General features: G+C 62.5%; 13 protein-coding genes. 5 read left to right on the forward strand and 8 right to left on the reverse strand.

Annotation, left to right across the window (positions count from 1 at the left end; genetic code table 11):
• Window positions 1–14: 14 nt before the first annotated feature.
• The 6 genes from BMI87_RS18765 to BMI87_RS18790 form a co-directional block, all read right to left on the reverse strand.
• Complete coding sequence (locus tag BMI87_RS18765; protein WP_146681678.1) at window positions 15–2,237, reverse strand: PAS-domain containing protein; 2,223 nt, start codon at window positions 2,235–2,237, stop codon at window positions 15–17.
• On the reverse strand, window positions 2,234–3,403 hold the full coding sequence (locus BMI87_RS18770) for an FIST N-terminal domain-containing protein (RefSeq protein WP_078523072.1): 1,170 nt from the start codon (window positions 3,401–3,403) through the stop codon (window positions 2,234–2,236). The genes BMI87_RS18765 and BMI87_RS18770 overlap by 4 nt, the downstream gene beginning before the upstream one ends.
• 22 nt (window positions 3,404–3,425) lie before the next feature.
• Window positions 3,426–4,133: a response regulator transcription factor gene (locus tag BMI87_RS18775; protein WP_078523073.1), complete on the reverse strand. Its 708-nt coding sequence runs from the start codon at window positions 4,131–4,133 to the stop codon at window positions 3,426–3,428.
• 185 nt (window positions 4,134–4,318) lie between these two features.
• Window positions 4,319–6,085: a PQQ-dependent methanol/ethanol family dehydrogenase gene (locus BMI87_RS18780; RefSeq protein WP_078523113.1), complete on the reverse strand. Its 1,767-nt coding sequence runs from the start codon at window positions 6,083–6,085 to the stop codon at window positions 4,319–4,321.
• A gap of 197 nt (window positions 6,086–6,282) precedes the next feature.
• On the reverse strand, window positions 6,283–6,663 hold the full coding sequence (locus BMI87_RS18785; RefSeq protein ID WP_078523074.1) for a cytochrome c family protein: 381 nt from the start codon (window positions 6,661–6,663) through the stop codon (window positions 6,283–6,285).
• A 174-nt stretch (window positions 6,664–6,837) separates the two neighbouring features.
• Complete coding sequence (locus tag BMI87_RS18790) at window positions 6,838–7,395, reverse strand: tetratricopeptide repeat protein (protein WP_078523075.1); 558 nt, start codon at window positions 7,393–7,395, stop codon at window positions 6,838–6,840.
• 161 nt (window positions 7,396–7,556) lie between these two features.
• Between BMI87_RS18790 and BMI87_RS18795 the strand changes: the two genes are divergently transcribed.
• Genes BMI87_RS18795 through BMI87_RS18815 form a run of 5 tightly spaced genes read left to right on the forward strand, consistent with a single transcriptional unit; the run spans window position 7,557 to window position 11,631 of the window.
• Window positions 7,557–8,732, forward strand: a complete 1,176-nt coding sequence (locus BMI87_RS18795; protein WP_078523076.1) for an ABC transporter substrate-binding protein — start codon at window positions 7,557–7,559, stop codon at window positions 8,730–8,732.
• Window positions 8,729–9,691 carry a YVTN family beta-propeller repeat protein gene (locus BMI87_RS18800; RefSeq protein ID WP_078523077.1) on the forward strand — a complete coding sequence of 321 codons (963 nt, stop codon included), beginning with the start codon at window positions 8,729–8,731 and terminating at the stop codon, window positions 9,689–9,691. Before BMI87_RS18795 ends, BMI87_RS18800 begins: the two co-directional genes overlap by 4 nt.
• A gap of 11 nt (window positions 9,692–9,702) precedes the next feature.
• Window positions 9,703–10,140 carry a hypothetical protein gene (locus BMI87_RS18805; protein ID WP_078523078.1) on the forward strand — a complete coding sequence of 146 codons (438 nt, stop codon included), beginning with the start codon at window positions 9,703–9,705 and terminating at the stop codon, window positions 10,138–10,140.
• Window positions 10,133–10,858 carry an ATP-binding cassette domain-containing protein gene (locus tag BMI87_RS18810; RefSeq protein WP_078523079.1) on the forward strand — a complete coding sequence of 242 codons (726 nt, stop codon included), beginning with the start codon at window positions 10,133–10,135 and terminating at the stop codon, window positions 10,856–10,858. Before BMI87_RS18805 ends, BMI87_RS18810 begins: the two co-directional genes overlap by 8 nt.
• Complete coding sequence (locus BMI87_RS18815) at window positions 10,855–11,631, forward strand: ABC transporter permease (protein WP_078523080.1); 777 nt, start codon at window positions 10,855–10,857, stop codon at window positions 11,629–11,631. The genes BMI87_RS18810 and BMI87_RS18815 overlap by 4 nt, the downstream gene beginning before the upstream one ends.
• Here the strand turns inward: BMI87_RS18815 and BMI87_RS18820 are convergent.
• Both BMI87_RS18820 and BMI87_RS18825 read right to left on the reverse strand, forming a co-directional pair.
• The gene (locus BMI87_RS18820; RefSeq protein ID WP_078523081.1) at window positions 11,604–12,215 is read right to left on the reverse strand and encodes an ATP-binding cassette domain-containing protein; all 612 of its coding nucleotides are present in this window, start codon (window positions 12,213–12,215) and stop codon (window positions 11,604–11,606) included. The genes BMI87_RS18815 and BMI87_RS18820 overlap by 28 nt on opposite strands.
• Entirely contained in the window at window positions 12,212–12,823 is a 612-nt protein-coding gene (locus tag BMI87_RS18825; RefSeq protein ID WP_371326893.1) for an ABC transporter permease, read from the reverse strand. The genes BMI87_RS18820 and BMI87_RS18825 overlap by 4 nt, the downstream gene beginning before the upstream one ends.
• Window positions 12,824–12,978 lie beyond the last annotated feature (155 nt).

The following is a 12,978-nucleotide window of genomic DNA, read 5'->3' on the forward strand; positions in this document are numbered from 1 at the left end:
GAGCGCGGCGACGCTCAGCCTGCGCGGCGCTGAGATCCGAAGAGAAACGCCGCCAACTGCGAAGTCGGCACTGGCTTGGTGAGCATCTCGACCTGCGCTGCCGCAGCCATCTTGCGCAACTCTTCTGAACGATCCGCAGTAACCAAGCGCATCGGAACGGAGCCGATCTTTTGACGCAAGGCGGCAATCAGCTGCAGTCCATCCATTCCATCGCCGAGTTGATAGTCGATAAGGCAGGCGTCCGGCTCTAGCCCCGTTGCCTCGAGAAGTTCCAGCCCCGCTTCGCCGCTATCGACATCGAGCACCGTCGCTCCCCATTTCTCGAGAAGTTGTGTCATCGCGCGTGAGAGATCTGCGTCGTTCTCGACTAGCAACACGACGATATCGCCACCCTCGGGGTCGCGCACCGGTGTCACCACGTCATTTTCAGCCCGTGCTGCCCCCCCAAGCGCGGGCTTCAGGCCCAAAGCGAAGGTTGAACCGCGCCTGGGTGCCGAGCGCAGCGTCAGCGGATGCCCCAGGACCGCTGCAGCACGTTCCACGATCGCGAGCCCCAGCCCCATGCCTTCCGACGCGGACGCCTTCGCGTTCAGGCGATGGAATTCGTAGAAGATTTTATCCTGATCATCTTCTGCAATCCCCGCTCCGCTATCGCGCACTTCGATCACAAGCTCATCTCGGCGGTTGCGCAAAGCCATCAATACGCCGCCGGTCTCTGTGTAGCGGATCGCATTCGAAATCAGGTTCTGCAGAATTCGCCGTAAATAAGCGCGATCCGAGACAACGACAGCGTCAGTCGACACGATACGGAAATCGAGCCCCTTGAGACGGGCATGCATGGCGAATTCATCGCGCAGCGCCGCGAATATCGGGCCCAGCGCAACGGGCCCCAGATCGACCGAGACGTGGCCCGATTCCAGCCGAGAAATATCGAGCAACGCGCCGAGAATGCCTTCCACCGACAAGAGTGCGTTTTGTGCCTTCTCGACGGTTCTCGCTGCGATATCTGACGTTTTCTCTTCGCCCAGCGATGCGAGATAGAGTTTTGCTGCCGACAAGGGTTGGAGAAGGTCGTGGCTTGCGGCGGCCACGAACCGGGCGCGCGATGCGTTGGCGCGTTCGGCACTGGCAAGCGCATCCTCCAACTCCAGCGTGCGCTCGGTCACGCGCGCCTCCAGCGTCTCGTTCACGCGGCTCAGCCCTTCGATCGCGTGCCGCTCCGCCGAGACATCGGAGAGCGACATGACAAAGCCACCGTCAGGCAATTCCTGCGCAAAGATCTCGAAGACCTTGCCGCCCTCCTGCGTCACCTCGACCTCGAACTGGTCGCGGCGCAGCGCACGCCGCACCCAATCCCCGAGACGATGCGCAGAGAGGCCGTTGGGAAAGGTGAACTGGTCGCGAACCTGTTCCAGGATCGCATCGAAATGCATCCCTTCGCGCAGCCGGTTGCGCGGCAGAAGAAGAAATTCGCCAAGCCGCGCGTTCCAGCCCAGAAGCTGCAACCGCGAGTCGAAGATGCAGACGCCGAGTTTCAGGTGCTCCAGCGTCGCGCGCAGGATTTTCGCCTGATCGTCGAGGAGCCGCCCCCGTTTCTCCCTTTCGGCGCGGATCAGATCCGTCACCTCCGTCTGCAAGATAACCGTCCCGCCATCATGCGTGCGATGTTCGCTGACCTGCATCCAGCGGTCGTCCCCCATCCGCTGGTTCAAAATGAAGTGGTGCTCGGCATGGCGCGCGCGGCGCATTGCGATCCAGTCGCCACGGCTCATCCCGTCGGACATGTGCAGATGCGTCGATCCCGCCACGAGTTCGAGGTAGTCGTCAAACTGCATCCCCGGCACGATCTCGTCACGCACGTCATCAAGAAGCGCGTTGAAACGCGAATTGGCCATCACGAGCACGTCCTGGGCGTCGAATAGCGCAAACCCATCCTGAACGGTCTCGATCGCCGCGGCGAGGTTTTGCCGCGCGGTTTCGGTCTCTCGGTTCGCATCGGCCAATCGCGCATTCGAAACGTTGAGAAGATCGAGCGCCCGTTCCAGATCACGCGTGCGCGCGCGGACCTGTTCTTCGAGCATTGCGGCGCGCTGGAACTGGGCGAAGGCGGCTCCCCGGTCCTCGTTCATCTCCTCGGAATGTTGGATCAGCGCCTCAGCGATGGTCAGAAGTTTCGCGTTCTGACGCTCCAACGTATCGCCGGGATCGAGCAGCGAAGCGGCCAGGGACTGCCTCATGGCTCCATCCCCGATGGTTCAGGCGGGAAGAAAGCCACGCCAGTCATGGTCTGGTTCACATGCATTGCGCCGATCTGTTCGCCATAGGTCGAAAAACCGACCACGCCATGGCGCGCCAGCGTATCGGAAACAGCGCGGGCGCATTGCTTGCCCTCAGCTTCGAAGCGGCGAAAGATGCAATCAAATCCCAGCACGGCCGAAGGTCTGCGACTGGACGAGAGCGCGTCAAGTTCGCGCGCCAGATGAGCGGAGATATCGTCAGGGCGGCCCAGGGTCAGGACCAAGCCGGCATCGATCGCGGCGAAGAATATCAGCGATTCTCCCGGCCCGACTTGCTGGATCGAACGCGCGTGATAACGCCCCCCGACGCGCACGAGGATCGGGTTCGCGGCAAAGACTGTCGGCGAAAGGTCGGCGACGCTGAGCCCCAGCAGCCTCGCGTATTCGCGGGCTGCCGGTTCGTCATTGATCCGCAGCACCGAACGCGCGCCGGGATCGGCCGTTGTCACCACCATTCGCGAGGAGGTGGGCTGCAAGTGGTTAAATGAAAACAGCTTCACCTCGCAGGCGGAACGGACAAGCGTCAGGATTCCTGCATTCTCGAAACGCCGTCCGCGGGCAAACAACTCGGCACGCTCGAACTTGTTGCCGTCCCCCGCCGACCCCCCGAACACTGGCACCGGCCCGAGCCCACCCGAAAGTGCGGAAACCAGCTGGTCCTCCTGCCCCGAAAGGCCGTCAACCAACAGGATCGCGAATTCATTCGCCCGCTCGAACGCGAGACGCCCGAGGCTTTGCCGGGCGCGCAACAGCTCGGACACCAGCGCTTTCGTATCAAGCCGGTCTAGATCTTCGATGATCAGAGTCTCAGTTGAAAATCCCTTCACCGGTAGCGCGAAGCCCACTATCTGGCCTTCATCGTAGCCGTTCCCGGTGATCTCTCCGGCAGTGGTGCAGCCTACGACTTCAGCGCCAGGGAAGAGCGCGCGACCTTCTTGCACGAGACTGTCGAGATCGGCGCCGGGATCAACAAAGAGAAAAACCTGAGCAAACGGGCCTTCACCCAGATCTTCCGCGATCCGGCGCAGTGAATCCGGCGCCTGCGCAGGCGCATAGGCAGAGCGCGGACAGCCTGGGCCGGCGCGCGAGTCGTGAATATCCAGCATATCTCCTCCCTGAACGGAAAGATTAGCCTGCCCTCCAGCCTTCGGGCAATCCCGTCATACTCTGCGCCTCGCGCGCGATCAGGACTGCCTGCGTGCGCGAGCAAACGCCGAGCTTGCGCATGATCGCGGTCACATGCGCTTTCACGGTGGTCTCGGCAATATCGAGGTCGAAGGCGATCTGCTTGTTCATTTTGCCTTCGCAGATCTGCTCGAGGATATTCGCCTGTTGCCGGGTGAGCTGGCTGAGACGTCGGATCGCCTCGTCCTGAGGAGAAATACCGTTGCCCCCGGCCAGCGCCTCGCCACTCGTCTCCGGCACGAAGACCTCACCGCGGCTGATTGCGGCGAAAGCGGCCCTGAACAACTCGCGCCGCGAATGTTTGGGCACGAAACCTGCCGCACCCGCGAGGATCGCCGAGCGGATCACCCGCGGTTCGTCGAGCGAGGAAACGACGACGATCGGTTTGTCCGGGGCAGCCTGTTTGAGCCGCATCAACCCGTCGAGCCCGTTAACGTCCGGCAGGTTCAGGTCGAGCACGATAACGTCCGGTGCGGCCCCCTCTTCAATCATTTGTATCGCGTCGCCCAGACGCTCCGCCTGTGCGACTGTCTCGATCCCCGCAACGGCCTGCAGGGTCATGGCCAGCGCGTCGCAGAATAACGGATGATCTTCGACGATCATCGCCGCATTGAATTCGACCCTCTTCGGACTGACAGCGCGATCCTTCATAATGCGTCCTTCGGCATGGCGTGGCGGAACCTCGCCCGCCTTTTCTTTAGCCTATCGCGCCCCTCTGACCTGTCATACTGGCAAAAAGTCTTATCCCGCCGAAACGCGCGACAGAGTCGGCATGGAACGTGAAAGGGCGCGAAGGTTTCCCTTCGCGCCCAGGCATTTCGTTGATGATAAAGCAATCAGTTAGCCGAGGCCAACTGCTTGGGCAGGCGGAACGTCCAGACCATGCCGCCTTGATTGAGATAGTTCACATGCTTGGCCACCTCGCCACCCCAGAGCGGCACCGCGCCGCCCCAGCCGGACATGACGGAAACATATTGCTCGCCATCTTCTTCCCAGGTGATCGGCTGACCGACAATCCCAGAGCCGGTCTGGAACGACCAAAGCTCTTCGCCGGTCTCGTCGTCGAGAGCCATGAACTTGCCCTCGGGGGTGCCGAAGAACACGAGACCGCCCGCGGTGGCCATCGTGCCACCCCAGAGCGGCGCGTCATTCTTGTATTCCCACTTCACCTCACCGGTCGCGGGGTCCATCGCCTTGAGCGAACCGATGTAATCCTCGAAGAGCGGCTTGATCGTGAAGCCCGCACCCAGATAGGCCGCGCCCTTCTTGTAGGAGATCGGCTCGTTCCAGATATCCATGCCCCATTCGTTCGAGGGCACATAGAACAGGCCGGTCTTCTGGCTGTAGCTCATCGGCATCCAGTTCTTGCCACCGAGGAACGAAGGCACCGCGAAGACCTGCTGACCTTTGCCATCCTCCGAGCTGGTGTTCGGCGCACCGGGGCGCATTTCCTCATTATAGATCGGGCGACCGTTCTCATCGATGCCCTTCGCCCAGTTGATATCCTTCACGAAAGGATAGGCCGCAATAAATTTACCATCGTCGCGGTTCAGCACGTAGAAGAAGCCGTTGCGATCGGCGGTGGCGAAACGCTTGTTGCCGTCCTTGTCCGTGAAGGCCACGACTTCGTTCACGCCGTCGAAATCCCAACCCTCGCGCGGAGTGGTCTGGAAGTGCCATTTGATTTCGCCGGTCTTTGGGTCGATGCCCAGACGCGAAGCCGCATACAGGTTGTCGCCGCTGCCGTCATTCTTCTCGCCAGCATTGCGCAGCCAGGAGTTCCAAGGCGCCGGGTTGCCCGCCCCGAAGATGAGCGTATCGGTGTCGGCGTCATAGGAACCGCCAAGCCAGGTCGCGCCGCCGCCGGTTTTCCACATGTCGCCCGGCCAGGACGCGTTGAGCGTGCCGGTCATGGTGCTCTCTTCACCATTGAGCGTGCCCATGTGGCCTTCGATTGTCGGACGCGTCCAGACCAGCTCGCCGGTCTCGGCGTCTCGTGCCTGCACCTCACCGACGATGCCGAACTCGCCGCCAGAATTGCCGGTGATGACCATTCCGTTAACGATCAAGGGCGCGGCGGTGTAGGAATACCCTTCCTTGTAATCGGCGATCTTCTTGTTCCAGACCGTCTTGCCGGTCTTGCGGTCGAGCGCCACGATGCGCGCGTCGAGCGTGCCGAAATAAATGTTGTCGCCATAGATCGCGGCGCCGCGGTTGATCACGTCACAGCATGGCAGGATGCCTTCGGGGAGGCGCGCGTCATATTGCCAGATCTCCTCGCCGGATTTCAGGTCGATCGCCCACATACGCGAATAGGAACCCGTTACATACATGACCCCGTCATAAACGAGCGGCTGGCTTTCCTGACCGCGCTGCTTCTCGCCGCCAAGGCTGAAGGCCCAGGCCGGAACGAGGTTCTTCACGTTGTCCTTGTTGAGGGTTTCCAACGGCGAATAACGCTGCAGATGGCGCCCCATCCCGTTGGTGAGCACGTTATCGGTGCTGGTCTGGTCATTGGCCAGATCCTCCTCGGTCACACCGGCGCTCACAGCCGTTCCGAGACAGGAAATGGCAACGACGGCTGCCAATACAAATCTGTTCATCATGTCCTCCCTTTGGTCTCCCGCCCGTGGTGCGACGCGGGGGTCACGCGCACTCACGATGCATCACGGCTCAAGTATCGACGGCGGGATCGCGGCGTATATTGTCCATTGGTCTTACGCCCTGTGCGACCCCGCCCGGACCGAACCGGACCGTCAAAGCCACCGCGCGGCCGGGAGGAACGACGACGCGGAAGAGATCAATTCAACGATGTCAGATAGGTGACGATGAAATCCTGCACTGTCGGATCCTCGATCCCGACATGGCGCATCTTGGTGCCGGGGACGAATTTGTCATTGTCCTCCATCCAGGCGCGCAGCGCGCCGGGCGTCCAGACAAAGCCCGCAGCCTTCAGCGCCTCGGAATATGGATAGCCTTGATAGGTGCCCGCACGACGACCGACGACACCGCTCAAGAGCGGACCGTAGCTCGCCTTGTCGGCATCGACCGAGTGGCAACGCATGCAGGAGGTCTCGAATAGAGCTCCACCAGCATCTGTCTTGACCTTCTTATAGGTCTCGGCAGCGGCCGGAAGGCTCAGGCAGATCAGGACGGTGGCGGCCAGGACGGGGCGAAACATCGGAGAACCTCTTCTTCATTGCGACTGTCTTTCGCCCCGCACAATGCCCCTGTCTCCGAGCGGCGGGCTTGATCCGCATCAAGCTCACCCCCCTACCTTGGTCGTAGATCACACTGGTTCGGGCAGCCGGGTCGCGTATGGGAAGAGGAAGACCCGGCCGCCGCCCGCATCCGGTCAAGAGACCGGCGCGTATTTCCAATTGTCGGCATCGGGCGTGACTTCATCGAGGTCGTAACCCGCTCCCTGAAGCCGCTGCGCCGTGGGAAGACCTGCCTTTGCCGCGCGATCCACGAGTGCCCGCCCCGCCGCCTCGTCGCGCGCGACGCCGCGTCCGCGCATCAGGTCGAGCCCGCGATTGAACATCCCCACCGGGTCGCCCAGATCGGCGGCGCGCTTGTCCCAGTCAGCGGCTGCGCCCGGATCGAGGGGGCCACCCAGACCGTTGTCGTCGAGCTGGCTCATCCACGTCATCGCCCCTGTCCAACCGTCGCGCGAGCATCGCTCGAAGAGCTGACGCGCCTCGGCATGACGGCCCGACTTGGTGATCAGGTAGCCCATCGCGCAATTGGTCATCGAGGTCTCACCTCGCCCGACGTCGCGCAGCGCCCGGTCGAGCGACAACTCCTCGGGGTTCAGGTCCCCGTGGAGATCTCCGCCCTCATCCGATTGCTGGGCCACGGCACCAAGGGGCAGGCTCACCACCAGAATAGCCGTGCAGATCATCGCGCGCATCGCATTCCCCTCCTGCTCCGATGAAACCTTCCTTCGCACGATCCTAGCATAGCCGCGGCGAGTGCGCCCGCAGGTGCGGCTTATACCTTGGTCGTATTGCACCTTGCACCTCCGCTTCGCAGCATGGCGTTGCCGGAGGAGTCCGGCATGGGAGGAAATCTTTGCGAATCCAATGGCTCATCGGGGTTTGTGCCGCGCTGCTCCTTGGCGCGCCTGCGTCATCGGAAACGTTGCGCATCGACTGGCTGGAGCATCAGGTCACGCCGCCGCCGATTCTCTCGAACATGGCGGCCGTTCCCGAGACTCTGGGTCTCGACGGCATGCAGCTTGCGATCGGCGACATCCGCACGACCGGGCGCTTTACCGGGCAGGATTACGCATTGAACGTAACCGTCATCGCCCCCCAAGACGATTTTCTGGGTGCCGCGAAATCCGTGCTGACTAACGGCGCGAAGGTGCTCGTCGTCAAAGCCCCTGCCCCGGACCTGCTGGCGTTAGCCGACCTGCCCGAAGCAAAGGACGTGCTTATCCTCGATGCCTCGACGCAGGACGATGCGCTGCGTGGTGATGACTGCCGCGGGAACGTGCTGCATACTGCACCGAGCTATGCGATGCGCGCGGATGCGCTGGCGCAGTTCATCCTTTTCAAGAAATGGCGCAAGCTGGCCCTGATCTCCGGGCAATTGCCCGAGGACCTGGCCTTCACTGCCGCACTGAAACGCGCGCTCACCAAATTCGGCCTGACGCTCGCGGGCGAGAAGGAATGGGCCTTCGATGCCGATATGCGCCGGGCGGCTGCTGCCGAGGTGCCGCTCTTTACGCAGGACCTCCCCGATCACGACCTCCTTCTCGTCTCCGACGAGCCGGGCGATTTCGCGCGTTACATCGCCTATAACAGCTGGCTTCCGCGCCCGTTGGCGGGCTCCGAAGGGCTGAAGCCCGTGGGCTGGTCGGGCGTGGTCGAGCAATATGGCGCGGCGCAGCTGCAAAACCGTTTCCGCGAAGCCGCAGGCCGCGAGATGGCGCAGGGCGATTTCGCCGCTTGGGTCGCGGTTGCGGCTCTGGGTGAGGCTTTCACCCGCACGCAATCGACGGACCCTGCGACCCTGCGCCGCTACATGCTCTCGGACGAATTTCGCCTCGCGGGTTTCCTCGGCCGACCGCTCTCGTTTCGCAACTGGAACGGTCAGCTGCGTCAGCCGATCCCGTTGGTGACCGAGCGTGCGCTGACCGCGCTCGCCCCGCTCGAGGGCTTTCTGCACCAAACCAACGAGCTCGACACACTGGGCATCGACGCCCCCGAATCCACCTGCGCCGCCTTCGGAGACAGCCAATGATCCGCGCCCTTCTTCTGACGACCCTGCTCGCGAGTCCGGCCTTCGCGGACGAAATCTGGGTCACCAACGAAGCTGACGACACGGTCTCGGTGATCGATGCATCGACCTTCAAGGTGCTGCACACCTACGAGACCGGGGAACGTCCACGCGGGATCACATTCAGCCGCGATTTCAAACGAGTCTATATCTGTGCCTCGGACAGCGACGCGGTGCAGGTGATGGACCCCGATACCGGCGAGATCCTGCACGATCTGCCTTCAGGTGAAGACCCCGAACAGTTCGTGATCGCCCCGGACGACCGGCTTCTCTACATCGCGAACGAGGATGACGCGATCACCACTGTGGTCGACACCCAAACCCGAAAAGTGGTGGCGCAAATCGATGTCGGCGTCGAACCCGAAGGCATGGGTATTTCGCCCGACGGGAAGGTTCAGGTGACGACCTCGGAAACGACCAACATGGCGCATTGGATCGACACCGAAACGCATAAGATCATCGCCAATTCTCTGGTTGACCCGCGCCCGCGCCATGCCGAGTTCAGCCCTGATGGCGCGCAACTCTGGGTCAGCTCCGAAATCGGCGGCACGGTCGCGATCTTCGATACCTCGGACCACAGTGAGATCGGCAAGATCTCCTTCGCGCTCAAAGGCGTGCGCCCCGAGAAGATCCAGCCCGTCGGCATGCGGTTCTCGCCCGACGCCTCGAAGGTTTTCATTGCGCTCGGGCCGGCGAACCATATCGCAGTTGTGGATGCAAAGACGCTCGAGGTCGAAAAATACATCCTCGTCGGGCGCCGTGTCTGGCACATGACGACCTCGCCGGATCAGACGAAACTGTTCACGACGAACGGTGTCTCTGGCGATGTGACGGTGATCGATATCGCCACGCTCGAGCCGATCGACACCGTGAAAGTCGGCCGCTTCCCCTGGGGCGCAGCCGCACGCCCGACCTCCAAATGACGAGGCTTTCCATGTTTTCAAAAATTCTGAAAGTCAGTTTGATCGCCGCGCTCTGCGCCGGTCCCGCCTGGGCCGATGACGATGCGGCCCCGTTGGCGGGCCTTTTGTCGGGTCACAACAAGGAAGACCTCCCCGAAGTGACCCTCTCGGTGGGCGAGCCGCTGGGCGGTCCCTGGACGCTGCGATCGGGCAGATATTACGAGGTCGAGATCACCGCCGACGGGTCGGGCGAAATCGGGCTCGAAAGCGACGGCTTCTTCCGCGCGATCTGGGTCGACGAGGTGGTGATCCGCGGGCTGGAGGTCCGCCCGATGGGTCTCGCCTCCATCGAGTTCGACCGCGCAGGCACGATGGAGATCGGGTTCATCGCGATCAAGCCGGGTCGCTACGACCTGCACATACCCGGCTCGACCGGTGAGGATCAGCGGCTGGAGATCTTGATTGAGTGACGCGCCTGCCCTGCATGTTGCGGGCCTCAGCCATGACTGGGGCCGCAAACCCGCGCTGCGCGATGTGGGGTTCCGCGTCGAGAAGGGGCGCTTCTGCGCACTGCTTGGCCCCAACGGCGCAGGCAAATCGACGCTGATGTCGGTTTTGACCGGACTGATCCGGCCCGCCCCCGGCGTGGTCACGATCTCCGGTCACGACATGGCACGCGCCCGGCGCAAGGCGCTGGCCGAGATCGGCGTCGTCTTCCAGCAGCCGACTCTCGATCTCGATCGCTCGGTTCGCGCAAATCTACGCTATTTCGCAGCGCTACACGGGCTCGGCAGCAAACTCGCCGATCGTCGCATCTCGGAAGCGCTCGACCGTCTGGGCATGGCCGAACGTGCCGAAGAAAAACTGCGCGCGCTCAATGGCGGGCACCGGCGCCGGATGGAGATCGCCCGCGCGCTGCTTCATCGGCCCCGGCTCCTTTTGCTCGACGAGCCGACGGTAGGTCTCGACGCACCTGCCCGCAGCGCGATCACCGCCCATGTCCATCAACTCGCCCAAGACGGAATAGCCGTGCTCTGGGCCACCCATCTCGCCGATGAATTACGCTCGGAGGATCAGGTCGTGGTGCTACAGAAAGGTCAGGTGAAAGAGCAAGGCGACGTCCGGGGCTTGAGCAAGAACAGCCTCCTAGCTGACTGGTTCTCCCAGGCGATGGGCGAAACGGCATGAGCGCGCTCTCCGCCGCCTCCGCCATCGCCTCGCGCGAACTCGCTCGCTTCTTCACGCAACGCGAGCGGTTCCTCGCAGCTCTCGTGCGCCCGCTCGTCTGGCTCTTCATCTTCGCGGCGGGCTTTCGGGCGGCACTGGGCTTGTCGATCATCCCCCCCTACCGAACCTATATTTCCTATGAGACCTATATCCTGCCCGGTCTCTGCGCGATGATCTTGCTGTTCTCCGGAATGCAAAGTTCTCTCAGCCTCGTCCACGATCGCGAGAATGGTGCGATGAGGCTGATGCTGACAGCGCCTCTGCCACGATGGTTCATGCTTGGCGCGAAACTGCTCGCCGGCGCGCTGGTCGGGATGGTGCAGGTCGCGGCCTTCCTTGCCATAGCGGCGCTCTTCGGATTGCGCGCACCGTCGACGGGATATGTGACCGTCGTCCCCGCGCTTTTGCTTGCGGCAATCATGTTGGGAGCGCTTGGCTTGCTCCTGTCCTCGCGCATCAGACAGCTGGAGAATTTCGCAGGGATCATGAACTTCGTGATCTTCCCGATGTTCTTCTGCTCTTCGGCACTCTACCCGATTTGGAAAATGCAGGAGAGCTCTCCGCTTCTCGCCAGGTTATGCGAGATCAATCCCTTCACCCAAGCAGTCGAATTGATCCGCTTCGCGCTCTACGGCCAGCTGAACCCCGCAGCTCTCGGTTGGACCGCATTGGCGAGCTTGGTGTTCTTCGCCGTTGCGATCTGGGGTTACGAACCCGCCCGCACCCGCTCTTGAACGAGCCGTGCCGGGCGTCCCTCGACCCGGGCAAACCGTGTGGCCAGCGCATCGAGTTCGCCTGCCGCATGGCTCGCAATCACCACCGCCGCATGGGTTTCCGCGATCAAGCCAGCGGTCAGTTCCAGCAGGCCTTCCACCCTCGCATCGTCAAGCGAGGCAAAGGGCTCGTCCATTAACAGCACATCGGGGCGCATCACGAAGGCCCGGGCCAGCCCCACGCGCCGCGCCTGACCGACCGAAATCTGCCCGGGCCAGTGATCCTCAAGGCCGGCCAGCCCGACCCGATCCAGCATCGCACGCGCCTGTGTCTCGGTGGCTGAAGTCGGGAGCGTCACATTGTCGATCACGCGGCGCCAAGGCATCAGGGTCGGGTTCTGAAACACCATTGCGCGGCGCCCCTCCACCTTGAGGCTTCCCTCGAAACGATGGTCGAGCCCAGCCAGCAGTCGCAACAGGGTTGTCTTGCCTGCACCTGACGCTCCCGATAGCCCCAGCACCTCGCCGCGCGCGACATCGAGCTTCATAGGTCCAAGCACAGGTATGCCACTGAAGGATTTCTCTGTCAGCTCCAGCCGGATCATCTTTGTCTCCAGCGTGCAGCGCGTTGCGCAAGCGGCGCAAGGAGACCCCATTCCACCGCGAGCATCACGGCGACGAAGGCAAGCGCATTCGCAAGCACGCCCGCGATATCGAACATCTGGAAATCAAGATGAATGCGGAATCCGATCCCGTTGGATCGGCCGAGAAACTCGACGACAAGCACGATCTTCCAGATCAGTGCCAACCCCGCGCGCGCCGAAGCCATGATATGCGGCGCGAGCTGCGGGATCAAAATGTGGCGCAGCCGGGCGAACCAGCCCATGCAGTGAAGTCGCGCCATGTCCGACAGGTCGGTGTCGCGCGCCACCATCCCTTCGCGCAGCATCACCGCGACCATTGGGATCTTGTTCAGCGACACAGCCGCGATGGCCGCCCACTCATTCAGCCCGATCCAGAGATAGCAAAGCACGATGGTCACCAGCGCCGGAATATTCAGCGCGACCGTCAACCAGGGCCCAAACCAGCGATCCGCACGACGGCTGCCGCCAAGTGCGATCCCGATCGCCACGCCGAAGCCCATCGCCAGCCCGAAGGCTGCCGTCACCCGTGTGAGCGTAGCGCTCAGGTCTGGCCAAAGGTCACCGCTCACCAATGCCGTCCAGAGAGTCGGGAAAACTATCTGTGGTCCGGGAGCAAGCTGCGGATCGGCCAACCACCAAGCGAGACAGGCCCAGAGCAGAACGAGCGCCATGAGCGAGGCAACGACCACAGGAAGGTTGGGCCAGAGCCGGGCGCGGTTTCGCA

It is taken from the genome of Thioclava sp. F28-4 (assembly GCF_002020045.1).
Taxonomy (GTDB): domain Bacteria; phylum Pseudomonadota; class Alphaproteobacteria; order Rhodobacterales; family Rhodobacteraceae; genus Thioclava; species Thioclava sediminum.